The organism is Ferrovibrio sp. GW821-FHT12E11 (genome assembly GCF_058806975.1).
In genome coordinates this window covers 3,252,581-3,275,998 of sequence record NZ_JBXAQG010000001.1, presented here as the reverse complement: position 1 = coordinate 3,275,998, position 23,418 = coordinate 3,252,581, and the positions used below count along the sequence as shown (strand labels likewise).

The following is a 23,418-nucleotide window of genomic DNA, read 5'->3' as shown; positions in this document are numbered from 1 at the left end:
CTAACGGCTCCGCCCGCCCCCGATCTTACTTCTTACGGATCTGTTCAAGCTGGCTGTACATCAGCTTGACCAGCTCGGGATCATTGGCAGCAGCATACTTTTCGACGACCGGCTTGGCCGCATCGCGGAAGCGGGCCTTCTCGGCCGGGGCGATTTCATTGACGGTCATGCTGCTCTTCAACTTGGCCATCAACTCGGCCTCGTCCTTGTCGGCAGCGTCACGCAGGTAAGCCTGCGCAGCCGCGGCCGCGTCGGTGATGACCTTGCGCTCATCCGCATTCAGCTTGTCCCAGGTCGGCTTGCCGAAAACCAGGGTGGAGGCGAACTGGATATGCTGGGTCAGCGACAGGAACTTCTGCACTTCGTAGAGTTTGGCCGAAACGATAGTGGTGGCCGGGTTTTCCTGCCCGTCGACCGTCTTCTGCTCCAGCGCGGTGTAGACTTCGGTGAACGGCATCGGCACGGCATTCGAACCGAGCGTGTTGAACAGGTCGATATAGGTCGGAGCCTGAAGCACGCGAATCTTCAACCCCTTCATGTCTTCGACCTTGGTGACCGCCATCTTGCTGTTGGTCAGATTACGGAAGCCGGCACCCCAGTAGGCTACCGGCATCAGACCCTTGTCTGCCGCCAGCTCGGTCAGCTTCTTGCCGAATGGGCCATCCAGGAGCTTTGCCGTCTCGGCATTGCTCTCGAAGACGAAGGGCAGGTCCATCAGACCGAACTCCTTCACCACGCTGACCATGATGCTGGTGGCGATCAGGGTGGCGTCGACCGTGCCGCCGCGAAGGGCGGCGACCGTCTGCACGTCACCGCCGAGGGTGCCGGCCGGGAAGACCGTTACCTTCAGCTTGCCCTGGCCCTTTTCATTGACCTGATCGGCAAAATACTTGGCGCCGCGTCCCTGGAAGGTATCCAGGTTGACGGCGAAACCGAGGCGCAGGTTGCGCTCGCGGATCTGGGCTTCGGCGGCCGAGGTCGTCAGGCCAGCGGCCAGAATGGCCGTGGCGGCCAGCAGTGTTTTGAAACGCATGGGTAATCCTCCCTTTATGGTTTTCAATTCCAGTTACCGTGCAAAGAAGAAATTCGCCGGGCCGGTAACAAGCCACGGAAATACGATCAGCAGGGCAAGAACGACCAGCTCGGCGACCATGAAGGGCCAGACGCCCCTGATGATATCGTCCATGCTGATTCTGGAGACGCCGGCAACCACATTAAGCACAGTGCCGACCGGCGGCGTGATCAGGCCGATGGAGTTGTTGATGATGAACAGGACGCCGAAATAAACCGGATCGATGCCCGCCGCCTTGATGACCGGCATCAGGATCGGCGTCAGGATCAGGATGGTCGGCCCCATGTCCATCGCCGTGCCGACGATGACAACCAGCACCATGATGATGACCATGAGCAGCATCGGCTGATCGATGAAGGGCTGCACCAGATCGACCATTGTGCTCGCCACTTCGGAAACCGTAATCAGCCAGGCGGACAGCATGGCGCCGGCGACCAGAAACATGATGACGCTGGTGGTCATGGCCGCCCGCACCATAATGCCGTACAGCGCGGCCAGTTTCACCTCGCGATAGATGACCGTACCGACGAACAGGGCATAGACTGCCGCCACCACCGCAGCTTCGGTTGGCGTGAAAATGCCAAATTTCAGGCCGAAGACAATGATGAACGGCAGCCCGAGCGCCCAGAATCCATCAATGAAACTACGCAGAATCTGTTTGCCGCTCTGCTTGGGCAGGCGTTTGGCATTGTCGGTCTTTGATACCCACCACCAGGCCACGCAAAGGCCAAGGGCCAGCAGGATACCGGGAACGATTCCAGCGAGGAAAAGCTTGGTGATGGAGACGCCGCCGACGACCCCGAAGATAACGAATCCGATACTGGGCGGAATGACGGGACCGATGACGCCGGACGCCGCAATCAGACCACAGGACCGCGATTTGTCATGCCCCGCCCCGACCATCATGGGAACCAGAATTGCTGACAGAACGGCTGCATCGGCAATGGCTGAGCCCGAAATGGCCGACAGGAAAGTGGCCGCCAGGATGGCAACATAACCGAGCCCGCCCTTCACATGGCCGATCAGCGCTACCGCCACATCGACGATGCGTTTCGACAGACCGCCGACATTCATGATTTCGCCGGCCAGAATAAAGAACGGCACGGCCAGCAGCGGAAAACTGTCGACGCCGTTAATGACATTCTGCGCCACGATCTGCGGATCGAGCAGATCGAGGTAATGCATCAGGGCGGCACCGCAGACCAACAGGGAGAAAGCCAGCGGCATGCCGATTGCCATCGAGCCCAGCAGGGAGGTAACGAAAATCGTGATGGTCATGGCTGACCGCCCTGCCCCTTTGCCGGGGGCAGATGCTTGTTTAACTCCCCCTGCTCTTCGCTTTCGGTGACCGCGACAAGCTCTTCATCGCTCAGCTTGTTGGCAATGGCCCGATACAGGTCATAGGCAATCATCGGCAACGCCGACGCGCTGAATGCCACGCCCGCCGCATAGAAAACGCCACTCGACAAGCCGGAAACCGGCGCTGGAACATCCATGTTGATCAGCATCTGCGTCCAGCTGCCGGACAACAGCAGCCAGGTGACATACAGCATGAGAAGTTCGCTGACGATCAGACACAGCCGTTTTCCGTTACGCGACAGCAGCATGACGACCGATTCGAGGCCGAGATGCTGGCGTTCACGCAGCGCAACGATTGCACCAAGGAAAGTGAGCCAGACAAAGGCCCAGCGTGAAAGCTCCTCGGAGACGCTGATACCGGAATTGAACCCGTAGCGCAGGACCACATTGCCAAAAACCATGACGACCATGGCCGTTAACAAAACGACCAGGACGAGCTTCAGGAATCGAAAGTAATAGTCGGCCACTGCGCTCATTCAGTCCTCGGACAGCAGCTGTTGCAGCCGCATTAACGCGTTTCCTCGACCGCCCCGACGAATGTACGGTTTGGTACATTTTTGTCGGGGCAAAATGTACGAACTGGTTCATTCTGTCAACAGCAGCGCCAATGATGCGGCGCAGCATTCACAACTTTCATTTCTCGATAGTGAATTCGTATGGTAGTTTTCCAGCAGAATGTACCGTTTAGTACATTCCAAGAATGCAAAAAACCGGAGGAAACATGGTCAGGACATTGCTGCTCGCCGCGATGGCGACGCTGATGATTGGTGCCGTTCACGCCCAGCCGCTTGCCGACAAATCATTGCCGGTGCGCGTGGAGTTGCACCCGATTCCCACGCTGACCATCACCGATACCCAGTTCCTGTCTGGCGATACCAAAGGCAAAGACGTGACGCTGGGTGGTGAACTGAGCATCGCGCAGGGCTCAGGTCGTTTGCCGGTGGTCATTCTCATGCACGGATCGGGCGGCGCCGGTTCCAATACGCAATACTGGCGGCGTCATCTGAACGGTATGGGCATCTCGACATTCGTCATCGATGGGATGACGGGCCGCGGTCTGACCGGCGTAGGTGACAATCAGATCCTGCTGGGCCGCCTCAATTTCATTCTGGACATCTACCGATCGCTGGAAATCCTGGCAAAGCATCCCAGGGTCGACCCCAACCGTATTATCCTCATGGGCTTCTCACGCGGCGGCCAGGCAGCGCTTTATGCCAGCGTCGAACGCTTCCACAAGCTATGGAACAAGAGTGGCGCCAATTTCGCAGCCTACATCGCCTTCTATCCGGATTGCGGCACCACCTATCGTGAAGACGGCAAGGTCGCAGCCCGGCCGATCCGCATCTATCATGGCACCCCGGACAATTATAATCCGGTGTCGTCCTGCAAGCCCTATGTCGAACGCCTGAAGAAGGCTGGCACCGATATCCTGCTGACCGAATATCCGAACGCGCCCCATGGTTTCGACAACCCGCTGGGCGCCAATCCCGGAGTGCCGACCCGAGCCGATCAGTCGGTGCGTGAATGCAAAATCAGGGAGAACGACCAGGCTGTCCTGATCAACGCGGCAACCAATGCGCCCTTCACCTACAAGGACGAGTGCGTGCGCATCGGCCCGACTGTCGGCCACGATCCGGACGCCACCCGCGCCGTCACTATAGCAGTCAGCGAGTTCGTACAGGGCGTTTTGAAGCCGTAGCACTGCCGTTCAGGCAATCGCAAAGGATATCCATCGTAAAAAGGGGCTCCTGTCATATCGTCAGGAGCCCCATTCCGCGATCTGTGCTTACGAAGCTGGCTGAGGCAAGTGGTGCCCCAGAACACTCCCATCAGATATCGAGATTGACCACGTTCAGCGCATTGCTCTGAATAAAATCCCTGCGTGGTTCGACAACATCCCCCATGAGGGTCTCGAAAACATTGTCGGCATCTTCGGCATGATCCACCCTGACCTGAAGCAGGCTCCGTGCCTCGGTATCCAGCGTGGTTTCCCATAGCTGTTCGGGGTTCATCTCGCCCAGACCCTTGTAGCGCTGCATGGTAATCCCGCGCTTGCCGGTTGCCTGCACGCGCTCAAGCAGGTCGATGGGGCCGCGGATCTTGTGCAATTCGTCCTTGCGACGCAACTCAGCCAGACTCAGATACGTGGCCTGCAACTCGGTCGCCATCTCGTTCAGCTTGCGGGCTTCCGCCGAGCGGAATAGCTGGCCATCCAGCAGGTAACTTTCGGTGTAACCGCGCAGGCTCCGCTTCACGCTGAACGCGCCATCGCCCGTCGCTTCACAGATCCAGCCGCGCTCCAGATCAGGGGCGAGGGCATTCAGTCGCTTGGCCAGCGCTTCGGCCGCCGCTGTGGCCCTGGCCGGATCATTGGCAATATCGGTTTGCAGCATGCCCAGGATAGCCGCCTGCTCGACAATCCAGGGATTGTAGCGTTTGCCGATGGCAGTGAGCAGGGCGCGGGCCATGCGGGCATGCTCTAGCAGCACGCGCAGATCATTGCCGGCGCGCTGGTTGCCGTCCTGCAACTGTAGAACTGCTCCTTCCATGCCTTCATTGATCAGAAACTCTTCCAGCGCCGGCTCGTCCTTCAGGTAACGCTCCGACTGGCCGCGCTTGACCTTATAAAGCGGCGGCTGGGCGATATAGAGATGGCCGGCATCGATCAGCGGCTTCATTTGCCGGAAGAAGAAGGTGAGCAGCAGGGTGCGGATATGGGCGCCGTCGACATCCGCGTCAGTCATAATGATGATCTTGTGGTAGCGCAGCTTGGCCGGGTCGAAGTCGTCATGGCCGATGCCGGTGCCCAGCGCGGTGATCAGCGTGCCGATTTCCTGCGAGGACAGCATCTTGTCGAAGCGCGCACGCTCCACATTCAGGATCTTGCCGCGCAGCGGCAGCACCGCCTGGAAGGCGCGATTGCGCCCCTGCTTGGCCGAGCCACCCGCGGAGTCACCCTCGACGAGGAAGAGTTCAGCCTTGGCCGGGTCGCGTTCCTGGCAGTCCGCCAGCTTGCCCGGCAGCGAGGAAATATCCAACGCGCCCTTGCGGCGGGTCAGTTCGCGCGCCTTGCGCGCCGCTTCGCGGGCTGCGGCGGCTTCCACCACCTTGCCGATGATGGTCCGCGCATCGGCGGGATGCTCTTCCAGCCAGCTCGCCAGCAGGTCGGTGACCATGCTCTCGACTGCCGGACGCACCTCCGACGACACCAGCTTATCCTTGGTCTGCGAGGAGAATTTCGGATCCGGTACCTTCACCGACAGCACGCAGGTCAGGCCTTCACGCGAGTCTTCGCCGGTGATCGAAACCTTCTCTTTCTTGAGCACGCCGCTTTCGGTCGCGTAATTGTTGATGCAACGGGTCAGTGCGCCACGGAAACCCGCCAGATGGGTGCCGCCATCGCGCTGCGGGATGTTATTGGTGAAACAGAGCATCGTCTCGTGGTAGCCATCGTTCCACTCGAGTGCGACTTCAATGCTGATGCCGTCACGCTCGCCCCGGATGGCGATCGGCGGCTTGTGCAGCGGCGTCTTGTTACGATCCAGATAGGCGACAAACGCTTCGACGCCGCCTTCATAGCGCAGCTCGATCCGCTTCGGTTCGACGCCACGCAGGTCTTCCAGAACAATCTTCACGCCATTATTCAGGAACGCCAGTTCGCGCAGGCGATGCTCCAGCGTGGCGAAATCGAACTCGGTCTTGGTGAAGGTTTCCGACGATGGCAGGAAGGTGACTTCGGTGCCGCGCTTGCCGTCGGCCGGACCGACTTCAGCCAGCGGCCCTTCGGCATCGCCATGGCGGAAGCGCATGTGATAAGCCTTGCCACCACGCCAGATGCGCAGATCCAGCGTCACCGACAATGCGTTCACGACCGACACGCCCACTCCGTGCAGGCCACCCGAAACCTTGTAGGAATTCTGGTCGAACTTACCACCGGCATGCAGCTGGGTCATGATGACCTCGGCCGCCGAAACGCCTTCTTCGGGATGGATATCGACCGGGATGCCGCGACCATTGTCGCGCACGGTGACCGAGCCATCCGGATTAAGGCCGACATAGGCCTCGTCGCAATACCCGGCCAGGGCCTCGTCGATCGCGTTGTCGACAACTTCGTAAACCATGTGGTGCAGGCCGGTGCCATCATCGGTGTCACCGATATACATGCCCGGGCGTTTACGTACCGCATCCAGGCCCTTCAGCACCTTGATGGCGGAAGAATCGTAATTCTCGCCGTTGCCCTCATTGCCCTGCGGATTCACTGCTTCGCTCATCGCTCTACAACCTCAACTGATCGGGGCACGCGGCGTCACCACGCCATCGGCCACCGTGAAAAACTCGGCCTGGCCGTCGAGCCCTGCAAACAGGTCCTCATCCGTCCCGGTCAACCAAACCTGCCCGCCGATGGCGAGCAATTCCTCGTACAGCGCCGCACGGCGCCGGCCGTCCAGATGTGCCGATACTTCGTCCAGTAGCATCAGCGGCGCCATGCCGCGACGGGCGCGGATCAGGCGGGCATTCGCCAGCGTTATGGCGATCAGCAGCGCCTTCTGTTCGCCGGTGGAGCATTGCGCCGCCGGCTGGTCCTTGTCGGCATGCCACACCGCCATATCGCTGCGATGCGGCCCCTCGGTCGCCGTGCCGGCCTCGCGGTCGATGCCGCGCCGCTCGGCCAGAAACCGACGGAATGTCTCTTCCGCCGCCAGCGCCGGTCTGTCTGCCAGCCAGCCCTCGATGAGGCCCTGCGCCGCCAGACGAGCCTTGGGGAACGGCCCCGTCGCCAGCACCATGCCCGCTTCCAGCCGGGCCAGACCCTCGCGCCGGGCCGCGGCGACCGCCACACCATGCTCGGCCATCTGGCTTTCCAGGGCCGCCAGCCAGGTCGGATCGACCGCACCAGCCTTCAACAGGCGATTGCGTTCCCGTGTCGCCCGCTCATAGGCCGCCACCTGGCGGGCATGCCCGCCATCGAGACCATAGACCAGCCTATCCATGAACCGCCGCCGCGTGGAGAGTCCATCAACGAACAGACGATCCATCTGGGGCGTCAGCCAGACGACATCAAGATACTCGGACAGGCCGTTTGCACTCGACGCCGGCTCACCATTGATCCGCACCACGCGACGCTCACTGCCGTCATCGCCACCGGCGGTGTCCGCCAGTCCGGTGCCGATGGTGACCAGACCGACACTGCTGGCCAGCTCGGCATGGGCAGCCCAGCGGCAGACGGCGACCGTGCTGCGGCTGACTTCGGAAAGGCGCGCACGACGCAGACCGCGTCCCGGGCTGAGAAAGGACAGTGCCTCCAGGATATTGGTCTTGCCGGCACCATTCGGCCCTGTCAGCACCACGGGACGGCCGCTCAGGCGTAACTGCAGCTCGGCGTAATTGCGGAAATCATGCAGGCTGAGCGACAGAACGGCATGACCGCCTGCTGCGCCTTCGTAAGCCTGCTCCGCAACCCGTGCCGCGCTGTGCAACAAATCAGACTCGCATCGGCATCAGCACATAGAGCGCATCATCGTCGCTCGGGTCGCGCACAACGGTGGGCGCCAGTGCATCGGCCAACAGGAACCGCACATTCTCGCCTTCAATCTGCCCCGCGATATCCAGCAGATAGCGGGAATTATATCCGACCTCGACCGGCGCGGAACTGTAGGCGGCCGTCAGCTGTTCGGAGGCCGACCCCTGATCCGGGCTGGTGGCCGAAAGCTCGATCCCATCGGGCTTCAGCGACATCTTCACGGCGCGGCTCTTCTCGGTGGAGATGGTGGCGACGCGGTCGACGGCGGCGGCAAAGGCCTTGCTGTCGACTTCCATCACCTTGTCGTTGTCGCGCGGAATCACGCGCTCGTATTCAGGGAAAGCGCCGTCGATCAGCTTCGACACCAGCACCAGATCGCCGATGGCGAAGCGGATCTTGGTGTCACTCAGTTCGATGCGGGCTTCGCTCGAACCGCCTTCCAGCAGTTTGCGCAGTTCGTTCACCGTCTTGCGCGGCACGATCACGCCCGGCATGCCGGCAGCGCCGGCCGGCAGTGGCGCTTCCACGCGGGCGAGGCGATGGCCGTCGGTGGCCACCGCACGCAGCATCGGCACGCCCGCGCTGGAGGCCGCATGCACGTAGATGCCGTTCAGATAATAACGGGTTTCTTCGGTCGAGATGGCAAAGCGCGTCTTGTCGATCAGGCGACGCAGCTGTTCGGCCGGCAGGGTGAAGCCATGCGGCAGTTCGCCGGCCGCCATCACCGGGAAATCTTCCTTCGGCAGGCAGCTCAGCTTGAAGCTGGAACGGCCGGCGCGCAGGTCCAGGCGCTGCTCCGATGCAGTGAAGGTCAACTCGACCTCCGCACCCTCGGGCAGCTTGCGCACGATGTCGTAGAAGGTATGGGCCGCCACCGTGGTGGCGCCGGGCTTGGAGACCTTGGCCGGCAGCTTCTCGACCACGGCGATGTCCAGATCGGTGGCGGTCAGGGCAAGCTTGTCACCCTCGGCTTCGAGCAGCACGTTCGACAGGATCGGGATCGTGTTCCGACGCTCGACCACGCTCTGGACGTGGCTCAGGGCGGTCAGCAATACGGCGCGCTCGATGGTGAGTTTCATAGCTGAAAACCGGTCTGTTTTTGTTGTTTTACGGCAGGCTTCTGCCGAGTCCGGCAACTATATCAAACCCCCCTTTTGTACGCGAGGCATTTGCCCCTGTTTTGGTCCGTTTTTGCATGTGCGAAGGGGCCGCCTTGCGGCAGCCCCTTTGAAAATATAACTATCTGATTTTTATGGATAAAGCTAAAAAATCAGCTTTCCAGTTTGCGGCGCAGCAAATCGATGTCTTCCGCAAAGGCGGCATCGATCTCGCGCAGCTCCTCGATCTTGCGCACGGCATGCATCACCGTGGTGTGGTCGCGACCACCGAATTTGCGGCCGATTTCCGGCAGTGAACGCGAGGTGAGCTGCTTGGCCAGATACATCGCCACCTGGCGCGGACGCGCCACAGCGCGCGCGCGGCGGGGGCTGTGCATGTCGGCAAAGCGGATCGAGTAATGCTCGGCCACGCGCTTCTGGATTTCCTCGATCGTCACCTTGCGGTCATTGGCGCGCAGCAGATCCTGCAGCACTTCCTGGGCCGAACTGACCGTAACGGGCTTGCCTACCAGGCTGGCATAGGCCGAGATGCGGTTCAGGGCGCCTTCCAGCTCACGCACGTTCGACGTGATCCGGCGGGCGAGGAATTCCAGCACATCCTGCGGGATATTGGTCAGGCCGTTCTTCTCGGCCTTGGCCTGCAGGATAGAGAGGCGGAGTTCAAAGTCGGTCGGATGGATATCGGCAACCAGGCCCCAGCCCAGACGCGAGCGCATGCGCTCCTCGATGCCTTCCAGATCCGACGGCGAGCGGTCGCCCGAGACGATGATCTGGCGGTTCTGGTCGCACAGCGCGTTGAAGGTATGGAAGAATTCTTCCTGGGTGCTTTCCTTGCCGGCGATGAACTGGATGTCGTCGATCATCAGCACGTCGACCGAGCGGAACTGCTCCTTGAAGGCCATCGTGTCCTTGAAGCGCAGGGCACGGATGAACTGGTACATGAACTTCTCGGCCGAGAGATAGACCACCCGGCGCTCGGGGAAGCGCTGGCGGATATGCCAGCCGATCGCATGCATCAGATGGGTCTTGCCCAGGCCCACGCCGCCATAAAGGAACAGCGGGTTGTAGGTCACCGTCGGGCTTTCGGCCACGCGCAGCGCGGCAGCGCGCGCCAGCTCGTTGGACTTGCCGGTGATGAAGCTGTCGAAGGTGAAGCGCGGGTCGAGCGGCGCGGAAAGTTCGCGCTCGATATCGTCCATGTCGCGCACCTGCAGGGCAGGCAAACCGGCGATCGTGGACTTGGTCGGCGCCGGACGACCGACAGCCGGCGGCGCGATGGCAGACTCCGGCTGCACGATGGCGGCCGAGACCGTCTTGGCCTGCGGGGACTGGGTCGCACCAGTCGGGCGCACATGGATGACCACGCGGCGAACCTCGGCATTTTCAAGCCGCCAGATTTCACGCAGACGTTCGCTGTAGTGATTGGCCACCCAGTCGCGCATGAAACGGGTCGGAACGGCCAGATGGACGTCGCCGTCCTTGGCCAGGCCCTCATCGGCCAACGCCAGCGGCTTCAGCCAGGAATTGAAAGCAGCATCGCCGAACGATACCCGCAGGCGGGCGCGCACGCGCTGCCACTGCACATCAAGGGGTTCGCCGCCCAGTTGGCGCGGGGCTTCGGAAAGCTCAGGCATGGAGACAGATTGCGGCTGTGGATGCGACGACTTGACCATGTCCGACCTCAGCTCTGAACCCAGGCGAGACCGGCAGCCTTCCAGCCACTCAATCGTCCACGGTGCTTATCTGTATCAAGATCGCCTTCGAAACCGCCGGCGACGTTATAGCAGGGCGCGAAACCGGCGGCCGTCATCGCCTTGGCGGCGGCACGCGAACGGGCACCCGAACGGCAGATGAAATACAGCGGCTGACCGGGCTTGAGGCCCTGGGCGCGCAATTCATCTGCAAAGCGAGGATTAATACTCATCTCAGGATACATCTGCCAGGATACGAGGACAGGACGCTTTCCCAGCTGGCCGAGATCCGGCGCGCCGACAAAGCTCCACTCTGGTTGGGTTCGAACGTCGATCAGTTGGGCGTTCGGATCGTTTGCGAGCTGGTTCCAGGTTTCGGTCGTCGAGACATCGCCTGCATAGTCTTCATCCCCCGCCTTCACCGAAGCCAACATCCCCAACCTCGCGCCACGTTCTATTGTTTGAAATCTGTGTTTTCGTCACGCGTGCTGCAGGCTGTTTCGGGAAGACGTCTACCATCCGTGAAGCGCTATTTTTGCGCTCTGCGAGGTTTGTCTGAACCCCTTCACTGCGTGCCAGCCGGGGCATTAAAGGGAAATCACAGGGGCCACGCAAGCGGACAGATGAAGACTCCCCGAAAAAAAATTTCTCTGTGGCAGAATTAGAACTTGTCGTTGCGCGTAACGTGGCGGGCGCATAACGCACGGACTAATCCCCTTGGCGTAAAACGTCTGCGAACACGGCAACCGAACGATCAAGTCCTTCGCAGTCGCATAAAAAAACATCGCCCGCTGCAGAACAGACGGGCGATGCTTTTTTAAGGGGATTTAATTCCGAGCCGCGCCTGCTGGCGCGGAGGAAATCAAGCCATAGCTTTGACGCGGGCGTTCAGACGCGACAGCTTGCGCGAGGCCGTCCGCTTTGCGACGGCGCCCTTGCTCACGCCCTTGTCCAGGGCGGGCTGGGCTTCCTGAAGCAGGGTCTTTGCCGTGGCCTTGTCGCCAGTGGCAATTGCCGTTTCCAGCTTCTTCACGGCGGTGCGGACCTTGCTGCGACGAGCGCGGTTCACAGCAGTGCGCTTCTTGGTCTGGCGGGCGCGCTTCTCCGCGGACTTGTGCTGAGCCATAGCTTGCAATTTTCCGATAGTTGATACTGCCTTGCGGCGAAATCGAGGCGGGCGTTATAGCCCCGCCCCCGGCACGCGTCAACCCGCAAAGACCGCCTTTTACACAGGCTGCCAGGCCGGCATTTTGCCGCGATTTGCAGGCGCTTAGCCTGTTCGAGGGTGACTTGCAGGCCGCCGCCGCCGCCGGCATAGTTGCCGTCATGCCAGACATCGCCTTGATCGCGCAAGCCATCTATCTGCTCGGCGGCGTCGCCAGCCTCATCCTGATCACACGCAGCCCCCTGCCCGCAGCCCTGTTCTGGGGGACTGGCGCTGTGCTGCATCTGGGCCTCGCCGCCGCAGAATTCGCCGGTCTGGTCGGCTGGTCGGGACTCGCCGGCCTGGAAGCCAACCTGCGCTATCTTGCCTTTACGCTGGGCCTCACGGGACTTGCACTGGGGGCGGCTTTCAGCCTGATCGTGCCGCCAGGGGCAAAACAAATGACCTTGTTCAGCGGCATCGCTCTGGCCATTCTGATCGCAATAGGCGTCGATCGCCTGCCGATTGGCATATTGCCGCTGCCCCTCATCCTGCTGGGCATCCTGCTTCTGGCCGTAGTGATCGGTTTGCGCCACCGCCCAGTGCCGGCCCGCTGGCTGTTGCTGGGGGTCCTTGGCGTCGCTGTGGCTGAACTGGCCCGCTATCGCTATCTGGGCTTTGTGCCGGTCCCGGCGACCGCTCTCGCCCGCGCCTGTTTCGGCCTTGCCCTGATCGCTTTCGGCCTGACCGCCCATCGCGCCCGGTAGACGGGTTCACCAAGCGGCTTGCCGGAATATATTTTAAATATAAAATATCTCGCGTGACCGGCTTCGGCCATACCAGCGGGGAAGACCATGCGCGTGACGATCATTGGGGCCGGCCCTGCCGGTCTGTATCTGGCCCTGCTTATGAAAAAGGCGGATGCCGGGCATCAGATCACCGTTTACGAGCGTAATCAGCCCGATGACACCTTCGGCTTCGGCGTTGTCTTCTCTGACGAGACGCTGAACCAGTTCCTGGCCGAGGATGCCGCCACCGCCCAGGCCATCCGCGATCATTTCGCCTACTGGCATGAGATCGATGTGGTGGCCGATGGCGAGACCGTCCGTTCGGGTGGTCATGGCTTCTGCGGTCTGGCCCGCAAGAAACTGCTGCAAATCCTGCAGGAGCGTTGCGCCGCGGAAGGCGTGATCCTGAAATTCCACAGCGAGCAGCAGGATTTCGAAGCCCTGCGCCGCGATTGCGACCTGCTGGTCGGCGCAGATGGTATCAACAGCCAGGTGCGCGAAACCTGGAAAGACACCTTCCAGCCGAGCCTGGACTGGCGGCGCAACAAATTCGTCTGGCTCGGCACTACCCTGCCGCTGGACACCTTCACCTTTGTCTTCCAAGCCAACCAGCATGGCCTGTTCCAGGTCCATGCCTACCGCTTCGAAGACGGCCTCTCGACCTGGATCGTCGAAACCACCGAGGAAACATGGCAGCGCGCCGGCCTGGACAAGGCCAGCGAAGCCGACACCATTGCCTATTGCGAAACACTGTTCGCGCAGCAGCTGAAAGGCCACAAGCTGCTCAGCAACCGCTCGATCTGGCGGACCTTCCCCACCATCAAGTGCGGACGCTGGGTGCATGAGAATGTCGTGCTGATCGGTGACGCCGTACACACGGCGCATTTCTCGATCGGGTCCGGCACCAAACTGGCCATGGAAGATGCCATCGCCCTCAGCCGGGCGCTCAATGCCGGGCATCCGTCCGTGCCGGCAGCCCTGAAAGCCTTCGAGGATGCACGGCAGACTGAGGTCTCGATCCTGCAGCATGCCGCCCAGGTCTCGCTGGAGTGGTTCGAGCATACCGACCGTTACCGGGATTTCGAGCCGATCCAACTGGCCTTCAGCCTGCTGTCGCGCTCCAAACGCATCACCTATGAGAATCTGCGCCTGCGCGACCCTGCCTTTACCGGCCAGATGGACCGCTGGTTCGCCGAGAAGACCGCCGATCAGCTCGGCATGGCGCCGCCGAAAGGCAATCCGCCCCCGCCGATGTTCAACCCTTTCCGCCTGCGCGGCATGACGGTGGAGAATCGCGTCGTGGTCTCGCCGATGTGCCAGTATTCGGTTGAAGATGGCGTTCCGAATGACTGGACGCTGGTACATCTGGGCAGCCGTGCCATCGGTGGCGCCGGCCTGCTGATCACCGAAATGACGGATATAGCCGAACAAGCGCGCATCACGCCGGGCTGCACCGGCCTGTGGAACGAGGCCCAGGCCCGGGCCTGGCGCCGGATCACCGATTTCGTGCATGGCAACAGCAGGGCCAAAATTGCCATCCAGCTGGCCCATGCCGGCCGCAAGGGCGCCACCTGCCTGCCATGGGCCGGTGGCTACGATGCACCGCTGCCGGAACAGCAGGCATGGCCGATCATCGCCGCTTCGGCCCTAGCCTATCAGCCGCAAAACCAGGTGCCGCGCGCCATGACCCGCGCCGACATGGATACGGTGCGCGATGATTTCGTGGCCGCAACAAAATTGGCCATTGCAGCCGGCTTCGACATGATCGAACTGCACATGGCCCATGGCTATCTGCTGTCCACCTTCATCTCGCCACTCACCAATATCCGGACCGACGAGTATGGCGGCAGTCTGGAAAATCGCCTGCGTTTCCCGCTTGAGGTCTTCGATGCCATGCGCGCGGTCTGGCCGCAGGACAAGCCGATGTCTGTGCGGCTCTCGGCTGTCGACTGGGTGCCGGACGGTCTTGCCATCGAAGACTCGGTGGCGATTGCGAAAATCCTGAAGACCCATGGCTGCGACCTGATCGACGTTTCAGCCGGCCAGACTACCACCGACGCCAGACCGCAATACGGCCGCATGTTCCAGACACCCTTCGCCGATGCGATCCGCCAGGAAGCCGGCATTGCCACCATGGCTGTCGGCGCGATCACCTCAGCCGACCAGGTCAACACCATTGTGGCATCGGGCCGTGCCGATCTCTGCGCCCTGGCCCGGCCGCATCTGGCCGATCCCTATTTCACCCTGCATGCGGCCGCCGACTATGACTGGCGCGGCATCTTCTGGCCGCCGCAGTATCATGCCGGACGGGACCAATTGTACCAATTGCGCACCCGCGAACGCGAAGAGGCCCAGGCAGCCGATGCTTTCGCAAAGCAGCGCGCGAGGCGCGACGAAGTCTGACCCAGGCCCTGTCGCATCCGGAATAGTCTGGTGTAGGCTCGGCGCTTCAGCCTGTTCGGAGTTCAGCCAGCCATGCGTGATCTGCACCTGCCCGGCCGTTCGGTGGCCATGGGCCGCAACGGCGCCGCCGCCACCTCGCACAGCCTTGCCACAGTCACCGCTATCGAGATTCTGCGCCGCGGCGGCAACGCCGCCGATGCGGCGATTGCTGCCTGCGCGGTGCAATGCGTGGTCGAACCGGGCTCCACCGGCATTGGCGGCGACAATTTCGTGCTCTACGCACCGGCCGGGACCGATACCAAGAAGGGCGGCAAGGTCTATGGCCTGAACGGTTCGGGCCGTGCACCCAAGGGCCTGAGCGCGGATCTGCTCTTGAAGCAGGGCATCAAGGAAATCGCCCTGACCTCGCCGCATGCCGTTACCATTCCCGGCGCCGTCGATTCCTGGAGCAAGCTGAACAAGCGCTTTGGCAAATTGCCGCTGGCCGACCTGCTGCAGCCGGCTATCCGTTTCGCCGAAGACGGCTTCCCCGTCACCGAGCGCGTCGCCACGGACTGGGGCCGCAATGAAGCCAAGCTGAAAACCGACCCGAACACCGCGCGGATGTGGCTGAAGGATGGCTTGCCACCCAAGGCCGGCGCGGTCTTCCGCCAACCCGAACATGCCAAAGTATTCCGCGAGATCGCGCAGAAGGGCCGCGACGGCTTCTACACCGGCTGGGTCGCCGAGGACATCGTGTCCTATCTGCAGGGCCTGGGCGGCACCCATACGCTGGACGATTTCGCCACCCAGGAAGCCTTCTGGGTCGATCCGATCGCCACCCGTTACAAGGATGTCGAGGTTCTGGAGATTCCGCCCAACGGCGTCGGCATCATCACCCTGCTGATGCTGAATATCCTGAGCGGTTTCGATCTTGGCAAATACGACCCGGTCGGCGTCGAACGGTTCCATATCGAGGCCGAAGCGACCCGGCTGGCGTTCCAGGCCCGCGATCTGTATGTCGCCGATCCGGCCTTTGCCGATGTGCCGATACAGAAATTGCTGTCGATGGGTTTTGCCGATGAACTGCGCGGTCGTATCGATCTGAAAAAAGCCATGCCCGCACCGGGTCCGGTGGGTGGTGCAGCCTATCGCGACACCGTGTATCTCACGGTTGTGGATGCCGAAGGCAACACCTGCTCCTTCATCAATTCGCTGTTCTGGCCCTACGGCACCGGCCTGTGCAGTCCGAAGACCGGCGTGCTGCTACAGAACCGTGGTTGCGGCTTCAAGGTCCAGCCCGGCCATCTGAACTGCGTCGAGCCGCTGAAACGTCCGCTGCACACCATCATCCCGGCCATGGCGCTGAAGGATGGCAAGCCCTGGCTCAGCTTCGGTGTGATGGGCGGCGGTTTCCAGCCGGTCGGCCAGAGCCACGTTCTGACCAACATGGTGGATTTCGGCATGAACGTGCAGGAAGCCATCGACTGCGCACGCGGCTTCCATGTCGCCGGAAAATTCGAAGCCGAGCGCGGCATCCGCGAAGATGTGCTGCTTGGGCTTGCCAGTCTCGGCCACGAGATCAAGCAGGCCGAGATGCCCCATGGCGGCGGCCAGGCCATTATGATCGATGCCGTGAATGGTGTGCTGCAGGCCGGCTCCGACCCGCGCAAGGATGGTTGCGCTCTGGCGTTCTAGGCAGCAGGCGGAAATCGCGGGGCATCCGGTTCCAGAGCGATCCCGGTGGCGTTCACCGTGAACGACACCAGATGATAAAAACCGACCAGCGCGATGATTTCGATCAGCTGGTCGGCTTTGTAATGCGCGGCAGCCCTCTGCCATAGCGCATCCTCTACGGTGCCGGTTTCGACCAGCGCATCGGTCATCCCGACCAGCACGGATTCTTCCGGTGCCCAGCCTGACGCATCGCCATGTACGGTGGCGACGATCTCAGCCGCACTGAAGCCGGCCTTAGCCGCGAAGAATCCGACATGCACGCCCCATTCGTATTCCGCCTTCAGCCGCGCCGTGGTGCGCAGGATCACCAGCTCGCGCTGGCGTAAGCTGATCGAGCCCCGATCGAGCAGTCCGCCGCCGGCCCAGCGCGTCAGGACGCGCGGGTTATGCGCAACGGTGCGAAAAAGCGCGATATCGGCCGGCATCTGCGCCAGTGCCGCGGCAGCTTCGGTGGAATAGGGCTGCGGGATCGGATCGAGACGGGCCATGACGGGAAGCTCCTGTTGTGCTACAGAAATCGTAGCGGCAATTTACCGCTATTATTTCCGTAGCGCAAGCGAGGTCGCCATGACGACACCCCTGCCCCGCCAGCCCGTGCGCGGTTCCCGGTCCGGCCGCCCGGTCATGGCCGCCCTGGACCTGCTGGGACGGCGCTGGAGCCTGCGAATCCTCTGGGAGCTGCGTGAGAGCGTCCTGACCTTCCGGGCGCTCCAGACTGCCTGTGGGGAGCTTTCGCCCAGCGTGCTGCAGCAGCGGCTCAAGGACCTGCGGGCGTCCCGGTTGCTGGACCATGACGGCAGAGGCTATGCGCTCACCGCCACGGCCCGCCGGCTGATGCCGGTGCTGCTCGCCCTGCAGGACTGGGCCGAGGCCTGGTCGGCCGAATTAGAGGAAAAGTAGTAGTCCGGTCAGCACGACAGCGAGCAGGATCACCGTCTCGGCCAAGATCAGCGCCAGCGGCTTCCAGCCCAGCGCAAAGAGCTCGGCGAATGACGTCTTCACCCCGAGCCCGGCGATGGCGACCAGCAAACACCAGCGCGAGACGTCCGAAACGCCCTCCACCAGCATCGGCGGCAGGGTCACGATGCTGCCCAGTACCACCAGCGCGACGAAGCCGATCAGGAAATGCGGCAACAGCGGCTGCGTCTGCTTCGTGCCGGCCTCCCCCGCCTTGCGATAGATCAGGCCGATGCCGACCACGACCGGCAGCAGGCAGGCCACGCGCACCAACTTCACGAAGGTGGCGACATCGCCGGCCTGCGGCGACACGGTGAGGCCGGCGCCCAGTACCTGCGCCACATCGTGGATCGTGGCGCCGAACAGCACGCCGGACGCAGTTTCCGACAAGCCGATGGTCTTGGCCAGCAGCGGATAGATCACCATTGCCAGCGTGGACAGCGCGGTCACGCCGATCACGGTGAGCAGTGTCAGGCGTTCGGACTGCGGCGAGCGCGGCAGGGCTGCCGAAATCGCCATGGCGGCAGACGCCCCGCAGATGCCGACGGCGCCGCCCGACAGCAGGCCTTCCGCGCGGCTGCGGCCGGCAAATTTGGCCAGCAGCAATCCGCTGCCGATCGCAACGACCACGCCACTAACCGCCAGCAGCACCGGTACCGGACCCAGATCGGCAATCCGCTCGACCGTGATACGAATCCCCAGCAGCGCCACGCCGACGCGCAGGATGCTGCGCGCCGCCATGTCTATGCCTGGCCGCACACGCGGATCGGCGCTGAGAAAGTTGAAGGCCATGCCCAGCAGCAGGGCGAGCAGAAAGGGCGGGCCGCCGTAATGGTCGGCAATGAAGCCAACAGCCAACGCAACCGTGGCTGCCACCGTCAGGCCAGGCAAGGGACGGCGAAGACGATCCATCGGATTGAGACTCAGAAGCCGCGCTGCTGACGGTTCCTGTCGAGCTGCTCGCGCGGCACTTCCAGGCCGACCAGGATTTCGATTTCCGTGGTGCGACGACCGGCCAGCGGGATCACCTGCTCCAGCTCTTCTGCCACAGCGATGCGGCGCTGGCCTTCTTTGAAGGGTACGCGGGCGACGAAACCGGCGCGCGACAGCACAGTCTGCTGCTTATCGACAATGGCGACAAAATACGGCACCAGCGCTTCGGGCGCATTGGCCGCCGGCCCGCGGGCCGCAGCGACCTGCAACGTGAAGCTCACGGTAACGGCCGTGACTTTATCGTCGTATTTGCAGCTGCCGTTGTAGTCGAGGATTTCGGTTTCGAAGGTGACGTCGGTGAGATCGCGACCCGTCCCCTGACGATATTGAACTGCCTTGTAGGCGTCGCCGAGAATTCCAACCCGCGGGCAGGGCGGCAGGCGCTCGCGCTTCGAGCCGCAGCCGGCCAGCAGGGCGCTGAGAAGTATGACCGCCGAGACGGCAAATAGCGGGGAACGGGAGAAACGCAGGGTCATGGCGAAACGCTTACCGATCCGGTGGGTCATGCAGGGCCGGCCGGCAGGCGGCCTTTCCTTCACGCGACGAGTGTATTAGGTTGCCCAGCAGTTTTCCCGGGCTTTCCCTGTATAGAAGAGGGGCCCGCGGGAGACAAGCGACAGGCCAGCAAGCCGTTGATCTGCCATGCCTGATCCGCCATCCCGGCCCCGAATCGAAGCCCTGAGTCCCCCGAAGCGAAGCCCTGAGTCCGATGTCCGCTGCCGCCCTTCCCCCGATCGCCCTCGTGCTGGCTGCCCCGCGCGGCTTCTGCGCCGGGGTAGACCGCGCCATCCAGATCGTCGAGCGGGCTCTGGAGCAGTTCGGTGCGCCGGTCTATGTCCGTCACGAGATCGTCCATAACCGTTTTGTCGTCGACAGCCTGGCCGCCAAGGGCGCCATCTTCGTTGACGAGCTGGATGAGGTGCCGGCCGGCGCTCATGTTGTTTTCTCTGCCCATGGCGTGCCGAAGTCGGTGCCGACCGATGCCCAGGCCCGCAAGCTGTCTTACCTGGATGCCACCTGCCCGCTGGTCAGCAAGGTGCACCGCGAGGCCGAACGGCATCACCGTGAGGGCCGCCGCATCATCCTGATCGGTCATGCCGGTCACCCGGAGGTGATCGGCACCATGGGCCAGCTGCCGCCGGGCGCTGTGCTGCTGATCGAAACGATTGCCGATGTCGCCATCCTGCAGGTGCAGGAGGGCGAACCGCTGGCCTATATCACCCAGACGACCCTGTCGGTAGACGATACGGCAGATATTATCGCCGCCCTGAAACAGCGCTTCACCCAGATCGAAGGGCCGAAGAAGGAAGACATCTGCTATGCCACCACCAATCGCCAGGTGGCAGTGAAGGCGATTGCCGCCCATAGCGATGCCGTGCTGGTGATCGGCGCACCGAACTCCTCCAACTCACTGCGTCTGGTCGAGGTGGCCAAGCGCGAAGGCTGCGCCGTGGCGCAACTCGTGCAACGTGCCGTCGATATCGACTGGGCTGCATTGGCCAGCGTGACGTCGGTAGGCATCACCGCCGGCGCCAGCGCACCGGAAGTGCTGGTCGAGGAAGTGATCGCGGCCTTCCGCGAACGCTATGCCGTCACGGTTCGTGAGATTCATACGGCCACCGAAGCGGTGCAGTTCAAGCTGCCCGCCGCCCTCGACTCTTCTGCCGCCTGAACCCGACACCATGGCTGTCTATACCGAAATCGATGAAGACCAGCTCAATGCGCTGCTGATGCGCTACAAGCTCGGCTGCGCCTTGTCCGTCAAGGGCATCGCCGAAGGTGTGGAAAATTCCAACTATCTTCTGGGCACCGAAACCGGCAGCTATATCCTGACGCTGTATGAACGCCGGGTGAAGCGCGACGACCTGCCCTATTTTCTCGGCCTGATGGATCATCTCGCCGGCAAGGGCCTGGCCTGCCCGACGCCCATCCATGACCGCGACGGCAATATCCTCAATGAAGTCGCCGGCCGCCCCTGTGCGATCATCAGTTTCCTGAACGGTGTCTGGCCCAAAAAGCCGACCGCGAAGCAATGTCAGGAACTGGGTGCCGCCACGGCGCGCCTGCATCTGGCAGGCAAGGATTTCCCGCTGCACCGGCCGAATGCGCTGAGCGTCGACGGCTGGGACAGGCTAGTGACAGACTGCGAAGCCAAGGCTGATACTGTCATGCCGGGCCTCGCCCACGAGATCGCCCGCGAATACGACGCCCTGAAAGCCGCATGGCCGGAAACCCCCGGCCGCGCCGGCGACAAGCCCCTGCCGCATGGCGTGATCCATGCCGATCTTTTCCCCGACAATGTCTTCTTCATCGGAGAGAAATGCAGTGGCCTGATCGACTTCTATTTCGCCTGCAACGACTACTTCGCCTACGAACTGGCGATCAATCTCAATGCCTGGTGCTTCGAGGCCGATGGTGCCTTCAACGTCACCAAGGCGCGGGCTCTGATCAATGGCTATGAAAGCGTGCGGCCGCTGACCGATGGCGAGGTCCATACCCTGCCGCTGTTTGCCCGGGGATCGGCGCTGCGCTTCCTGCTGACGCGGCTCTATGACTGGCTCAATCAGGTGCCGGGCGCGCTGGTGAAGCCGAAGGATCCGCTGGAATACTGGAAGAAGCTGAAATTCCACCGTCAGGTTCTGGGCGCATCGGCCTATGGCATCGAACGCTGAGCCGATGTCGGACGATTTACTCGATGTCGAGATTTTCACCGACGGCGCCTGCCTGGGCAACCCCGGTCCCGGCGGTTGGGCAGCGCTGCTGCGGCGCGGCGGCACCGAAAAAGAACTGAGCGGTGGTGATCCGGCCACCACCAACAACCGCATGGAACTGCTGGCTGCCATCATGGCACTGGAAGCTCTGAAAAAACCCTGCAGCGTCGCGCTCTATTCCGACAGCCGCTATGTCATCGATGGCGCCACCGGCTGGCTGCGCTCATGGAAGGCACGCGGCTGGAAGACGGCCGACCGCAAACCAGTGAAGAATGTCGATCTGTGGCAGCGTTTCGAGCTAGCAGTCGCGCCGCACAAGGTGAGCTGGCACTGGGTGCGCGGCCATGACGGGCATGTGGAAAACGAGCGTGTCGATGTGCTGGCGCGCGATGCCGCCACCGCCATCGCCGGCGATACGATCAAGCCGAAAAAGAAAAAAACCGGCCCGGTAAATCCGGGCCGGTTTGATCGCTAGAAAGCTGAAACTCAGATCTGGCCGAGCAGAGTGCTGGCATCCGACACTTCAAACGCGCCGGGCTTCTCCAGGTTAAGCTGCTTCACCACGCCGTCATCAACCAGCATCGAGTAGCGCTGCGAACGCACACCCATGCCCCGCGCAGTGAGGTCGAATTCCATGCCGATGGCCTTGGTCAGTTCGCCCGAGCCATCGGCCAGCATCACCACCTTGTCGCCGACATTCTGGGCCTTACCCCAGTTGCCCATGACGAAAGCGTCATTCACCGACAGGCAGGCAATGGTTTCGACGCCTTTCTTCTTCAGGTCGTCAAACTTCTCGATGAAGCCCGGCAGATGCTTGGCCGAGCAGGTCGGCGTGAAAGCACCCGGCAGGGCGAACAGCGCCACTTTCTTGCCCTTGAAGAATTCGGCAGCCTTCACCGCCTGCGGGCCCTGTTCGGACATGACATAGAGCGTGGCATCGGGAATGCGGTCGCCAACCTTGATGGTCATGATTTCCTCGTCTTGGTTTGAATCTTTGGCCGATCTGGCCATTGGAACGGCCGGGATAAAATGATCCGCCCGGCCACAGGATACAAGGGTCGGAATGGCCGGCAACCGGCCATTGTTTAGCGCCTCATGGCTGTACGACCAGCTCGGCACTCAGGGCCGGATCGACCAGCGTCAGACGCAAAGGCCGGCCGGCCGAGCCCGGGGACATGGTCACCGGTAATTCGAAGCGTATCTCGCGCCGGTCATTCATCAGGGCCACATGGGGACGCCCGAACCAGCTGTCCGGCGCGCCTTCAACAAACAGGTCCGGACTTTGCAGCGGTATCGTGCTGCGCAGGGCGACAATCAGCAGGTCAGGTTTGAGCCGCAGCAGCTGCAGGCGCAGATCGGCAGTCGCTGCGGCCTGGGGTACGCGGGCCTGCCATTTGGCAAGCAATGCCTGATCGGCCGGCACGGACGCGCCAGCGCGATGCTGCACGCGGTCCATGCGCAATATGCAGATATCCTTGCACACGCCATATTCAAGCGTCAGGTTCAGCTTGACCGGCTGTGCCGCATCCTGGCGTTCAATGCGGATCGGCAGCACCACTTCGTCGGTGTAGCCATAGATGTCGTTATGGCCGAGGGGGATTCGTTGTGGTGCCGGCCACAATACATCCGCACGCGCCAAATTCTGCGAGGCCGACCAGTCGAACTGGGCCGGTACCCCGCCCTCGCCCGGGGTGCGCCAGTAGAATTTCCAGCCCGGGGCGAGTCGCACCGCCAGTCCAATCTCATCGGCGGCGCCCTGAACAAAAGCCAGGCGCACCGGTGCAGACGAGAACTGCAGCTCTTGCGTTGCAGCCGGTCGTGACCAAATGACAAGAAACGCTGCAATTCCAAGGGCGATACAGGAAAAGAGGCGGAAACGTGCGGTATTCATACAGCGACTCTGTCCTCTGGCCCGTCAATTGCAAGGGTTTCAGCAGGCCAGCCG

At 62.2% G+C, this 23,418-nt stretch carries 22 protein-coding genes; 8 read left to right on the top strand and 14 right to left on the bottom strand.

What is annotated here, in order from left to right; all coding sequences use genetic code 11:
- Positions 1-25 precede the first annotated feature (25 nt).
- Genes AC1ROT_RS16250 through AC1ROT_RS16240 form a run of 3 tightly spaced genes read right to left on the bottom strand, consistent with a single transcriptional unit; the run spans position 26 to position 2,907 of the window.
- Positions 26-1,033, bottom strand: coding sequence for a DctP family TRAP transporter solute-binding subunit (locus AC1ROT_RS16250; RefSeq protein ID WP_493000209.1), 1,008 nt, complete (start codon positions 1,031-1,033; stop codon positions 26-28).
- A 33-nt stretch (positions 1,034-1,066) separates the two neighbouring features.
- Positions 1,067-2,350, bottom strand: coding sequence for a TRAP transporter large permease (locus tag AC1ROT_RS16245; RefSeq protein WP_493000207.1), 1,284 nt, complete (start codon positions 2,348-2,350; stop codon positions 1,067-1,069).
- Positions 2,347-2,907, bottom strand: a complete 561-nt coding sequence (locus tag AC1ROT_RS16240) for a TRAP transporter small permease (RefSeq protein WP_493000205.1) — start codon at positions 2,905-2,907, stop codon at positions 2,347-2,349. The genes AC1ROT_RS16245 and AC1ROT_RS16240 overlap by 4 nt, the downstream gene beginning before the upstream one ends.
- Positions 2,908-3,152: 245 nt before the next feature.
- On the opposite strand from AC1ROT_RS16240, the gene AC1ROT_RS16235 reads away from it, so the two are divergent.
- The gene (locus AC1ROT_RS16235) at positions 3,153-4,130 is read left to right on the top strand and encodes a dienelactone hydrolase family protein (protein ID WP_493000204.1); all 978 of its coding nucleotides are present in this window, start codon (positions 3,153-3,155) and stop codon (positions 4,128-4,130) included.
- Between the two features lie 130 nt (positions 4,131-4,260).
- Here the strand turns inward: AC1ROT_RS16235 and gyrB are convergent, their stop codons facing one another.
- From gyrB to rpsT, 6 genes are all read right to left on the bottom strand, one after another.
- Positions 4,261-6,702 carry a DNA topoisomerase (ATP-hydrolyzing) subunit B gene (gyrB, locus tag AC1ROT_RS16230; RefSeq protein WP_492971528.1) on the bottom strand — a complete coding sequence of 814 codons (2,442 nt, stop codon included), beginning with the start codon at positions 6,700-6,702 and terminating at the stop codon, positions 4,261-4,263.
- 12 nt (positions 6,703-6,714) lie between these two features.
- Entirely contained in the window at positions 6,715-7,911 is a 1,197-nt protein-coding gene (gene recF, locus AC1ROT_RS16225) for a DNA replication/repair protein RecF (protein ID WP_493000202.1), read from the bottom strand.
- A gap of 1 nt (position 7,912) precedes the next feature.
- A complete protein-coding gene (gene dnaN, locus AC1ROT_RS16220; protein ID WP_492971530.1) occupies positions 7,913-9,031 on the bottom strand; it encodes a DNA polymerase III subunit beta in 1,119 nt (372 codons plus the stop codon).
- A 191-nt stretch (positions 9,032-9,222) separates the two neighbouring features.
- The gene (gene dnaA, locus AC1ROT_RS16215) at positions 9,223-10,704 is read right to left on the bottom strand and encodes a chromosomal replication initiator protein DnaA (RefSeq protein ID WP_492971531.1); all 1,482 of its coding nucleotides are present in this window, start codon (positions 10,702-10,704) and stop codon (positions 9,223-9,225) included.
- A gap of 47 nt (positions 10,705-10,751) precedes the next feature.
- Positions 10,752-11,195: a rhodanese-like domain-containing protein gene (locus AC1ROT_RS16210; protein WP_492971532.1), complete on the bottom strand. Its 444-nt coding sequence runs from the start codon at positions 11,193-11,195 to the stop codon at positions 10,752-10,754.
- A 428-nt stretch (positions 11,196-11,623) separates the two neighbouring features.
- Entirely contained in the window at positions 11,624-11,887 is a 264-nt protein-coding gene (rpsT, locus tag AC1ROT_RS16205) for a 30S ribosomal protein S20 (RefSeq protein WP_492971533.1), read from the bottom strand.
- Between the two features lie 134 nt (positions 11,888-12,021).
- On the opposite strand from rpsT, the gene AC1ROT_RS16200 reads away from it, so the two are divergent.
- The 3 genes from AC1ROT_RS16200 to ggt all read left to right on the top strand — a co-directional run bounded on the left by AC1ROT_RS16200 (position 12,022) and on the right by ggt (position 16,773).
- A complete protein-coding gene (locus AC1ROT_RS16200; RefSeq protein WP_493000200.1) occupies positions 12,022-12,672 on the top strand; it encodes a hypothetical protein in 651 nt (216 codons plus the stop codon).
- Between the two features lie 87 nt (positions 12,673-12,759).
- Positions 12,760-15,096 carry a bifunctional salicylyl-CoA 5-hydroxylase/oxidoreductase gene (locus AC1ROT_RS16195; protein ID WP_493000199.1) on the top strand — a complete coding sequence of 779 codons (2,337 nt, stop codon included), beginning with the start codon at positions 12,760-12,762 and terminating at the stop codon, positions 15,094-15,096.
- A 72-nt stretch (positions 15,097-15,168) separates the two neighbouring features.
- Positions 15,169-16,773 carry a gamma-glutamyltransferase gene (gene ggt / locus AC1ROT_RS16190; protein WP_493000197.1) on the top strand — a complete coding sequence of 535 codons (1,605 nt, stop codon included), beginning with the start codon at positions 15,169-15,171 and terminating at the stop codon, positions 16,771-16,773.
- Here ggt and AC1ROT_RS16185 read toward each other — a convergent pair.
- The gene (locus AC1ROT_RS16185; RefSeq protein WP_493000195.1) at positions 16,770-17,300 is read right to left on the bottom strand and encodes a carboxymuconolactone decarboxylase family protein; all 531 of its coding nucleotides are present in this window, start codon (positions 17,298-17,300) and stop codon (positions 16,770-16,772) included. The genes ggt and AC1ROT_RS16185 overlap by 4 nt on opposite strands.
- Positions 17,301-17,379: 79 nt before the next feature.
- Here AC1ROT_RS16185 and AC1ROT_RS16180 point away from each other — a divergent pair, with 79 nt between their 5' ends.
- Entirely contained in the window at positions 17,380-17,712 is a 333-nt protein-coding gene (locus AC1ROT_RS16180; protein WP_493000193.1) for a winged helix-turn-helix transcriptional regulator, read from the top strand.
- On the opposite strand, the gene AC1ROT_RS16175 is transcribed toward AC1ROT_RS16180, so the two are convergent.
- Both AC1ROT_RS16175 and AC1ROT_RS16170 read right to left on the bottom strand, forming a co-directional pair.
- Entirely contained in the window at positions 17,698-18,681 is a 984-nt protein-coding gene (locus tag AC1ROT_RS16175) for a YeiH family protein (protein WP_493000192.1), read from the bottom strand. The two genes, AC1ROT_RS16180 and AC1ROT_RS16175, sit on opposite strands and share 15 nt — an antisense overlap.
- A gap of 11 nt (positions 18,682-18,692) precedes the next feature.
- The gene (locus AC1ROT_RS16170; protein WP_492971540.1) at positions 18,693-19,268 is read right to left on the bottom strand and encodes a hypothetical protein; all 576 of its coding nucleotides are present in this window, start codon (positions 19,266-19,268) and stop codon (positions 18,693-18,695) included.
- Positions 19,269-19,471: 203 nt separating this feature from the next.
- Here AC1ROT_RS16170 and ispH point away from each other — a divergent pair, with 203 nt between their 5' ends.
- Genes ispH through rnhA form a run of 3 tightly spaced genes read left to right on the top strand, consistent with a single transcriptional unit; the run spans position 19,472 to position 21,948 of the window.
- Positions 19,472-20,434: a 4-hydroxy-3-methylbut-2-enyl diphosphate reductase gene (gene ispH, locus AC1ROT_RS16165; RefSeq protein WP_493000191.1), complete on the top strand. Its 963-nt coding sequence runs from the start codon at positions 19,472-19,474 to the stop codon at positions 20,432-20,434.
- A 10-nt stretch (positions 20,435-20,444) separates the two neighbouring features.
- Positions 20,445-21,434: a homoserine kinase gene (locus tag AC1ROT_RS16160; protein ID WP_492971542.1), complete on the top strand. Its 990-nt coding sequence runs from the start codon at positions 20,445-20,447 to the stop codon at positions 21,432-21,434.
- 4 nt (positions 21,435-21,438) lie between these two features.
- The gene (gene rnhA, locus AC1ROT_RS16155; protein WP_492971543.1) at positions 21,439-21,948 is read left to right on the top strand and encodes a ribonuclease HI; all 510 of its coding nucleotides are present in this window, start codon (positions 21,439-21,441) and stop codon (positions 21,946-21,948) included.
- Positions 21,949-21,959: 11 nt separating this feature from the next.
- Here the strand turns inward: rnhA and AC1ROT_RS16150 are convergent, their stop codons facing one another.
- A complete protein-coding gene (locus AC1ROT_RS16150; protein WP_492971544.1) occupies positions 21,960-22,442 on the bottom strand; it encodes a peroxiredoxin in 483 nt (160 codons plus the stop codon).
- Positions 22,443-22,566: 124 nt separating this feature from the next.
- Positions 22,567-23,364, bottom strand: a complete 798-nt coding sequence (locus tag AC1ROT_RS16145; RefSeq protein ID WP_493000189.1) for a protein-disulfide reductase DsbD domain-containing protein — start codon at positions 23,362-23,364, stop codon at positions 22,567-22,569.
- Positions 23,365-23,418 lie beyond the last annotated feature (54 nt).

Excerpts from the sequence above, each read along its gene's own strand:
- AC1ROT_RS16145 (WP_493000189.1), bottom strand. The coding sequence starts at position 23,364 with ATGAATACCGCACGTTTCCGCCTCTTTTCCTGTATCGCCCTTGGAATT.
- AC1ROT_RS16175 (WP_493000192.1), bottom strand. The coding sequence starts at position 18,681 with ATGGATCGTCTTCGCCGTCCCTTGCCTGGCCTGACGGTGGCAGCCACG.
- AC1ROT_RS16210 (WP_492971532.1), bottom strand. The coding sequence starts at position 11,195 with ATGTTGGCTTCGGTGAAGGCGGGGGATGAAGACTATGCAGGCGATGTC.
- AC1ROT_RS16185 (WP_493000195.1), bottom strand. The coding sequence starts at position 17,300 with ATGGCCCGTCTCGATCCGATCCCGCAGCCCTATTCCACCGAAGCTGCC.
- dnaN (WP_492971530.1), bottom strand. The coding sequence starts at position 9,031 with ATGAAACTCACCATCGAGCGCGCCGTATTGCTGACCGCCCTGAGCCAC.
- AC1ROT_RS16160 (WP_492971542.1), top strand. The coding sequence starts at position 20,445 with ATGGCTGTCTATACCGAAATCGATGAAGACCAGCTCAATGCGCTGCTG.
- AC1ROT_RS16170 (WP_492971540.1), bottom strand. The coding sequence starts at position 19,268 with ATGACCCACCGGATCGGTAAGCGTTTCGCCATGACCCTGCGTTTCTCC.
- ggt (WP_493000197.1), top strand. The coding sequence starts at position 15,169 with ATGCGTGATCTGCACCTGCCCGGCCGTTCGGTGGCCATGGGCCGCAAC.
- dnaA (WP_492971531.1), bottom strand. The coding sequence starts at position 10,704 with ATGCCTGAGCTTTCCGAAGCCCCGCGCCAACTGGGCGGCGAACCCCTT.
- AC1ROT_RS16240 (WP_493000205.1), bottom strand. The coding sequence starts at position 2,907 with ATGAGCGCAGTGGCCGACTATTACTTTCGATTCCTGAAGCTCGTCCTG.
- rpsT (WP_492971533.1), bottom strand. The coding sequence starts at position 11,887 with ATGGCTCAGCACAAGTCCGCGGAGAAGCGCGCCCGCCAGACCAAGAAG.
- AC1ROT_RS16250 (WP_493000209.1), bottom strand. The coding sequence starts at position 1,033 with ATGCGTTTCAAAACACTGCTGGCCGCCACGGCCATTCTGGCCGCTGGC.
- ispH (WP_493000191.1), top strand. The coding sequence starts at position 19,472 with ATGTCCGCTGCCGCCCTTCCCCCGATCGCCCTCGTGCTGGCTGCCCCG.
- AC1ROT_RS16195 (WP_493000199.1), top strand. The coding sequence starts at position 12,760 with ATGCGCGTGACGATCATTGGGGCCGGCCCTGCCGGTCTGTATCTGGCC.
- AC1ROT_RS16180 (WP_493000193.1), top strand. The coding sequence starts at position 17,380 with ATGACGACACCCCTGCCCCGCCAGCCCGTGCGCGGTTCCCGGTCCGGC.
- AC1ROT_RS16150 (WP_492971544.1), bottom strand. The coding sequence starts at position 22,442 with ATGACCATCAAGGTTGGCGACCGCATTCCCGATGCCACGCTCTATGTC.
- gyrB (WP_492971528.1), bottom strand. The coding sequence starts at position 6,702 with ATGAGCGAAGCAGTGAATCCGCAGGGCAATGAGGGCAACGGCGAGAAT.
- rnhA (WP_492971543.1), top strand. The coding sequence starts at position 21,439 with ATGTCGGACGATTTACTCGATGTCGAGATTTTCACCGACGGCGCCTGC.
- AC1ROT_RS16235 (WP_493000204.1), top strand. The coding sequence starts at position 3,153 with ATGGTCAGGACATTGCTGCTCGCCGCGATGGCGACGCTGATGATTGGT.
- AC1ROT_RS16245 (WP_493000207.1), bottom strand. The coding sequence starts at position 2,350 with ATGACCATCACGATTTTCGTTACCTCCCTGCTGGGCTCGATGGCAATC.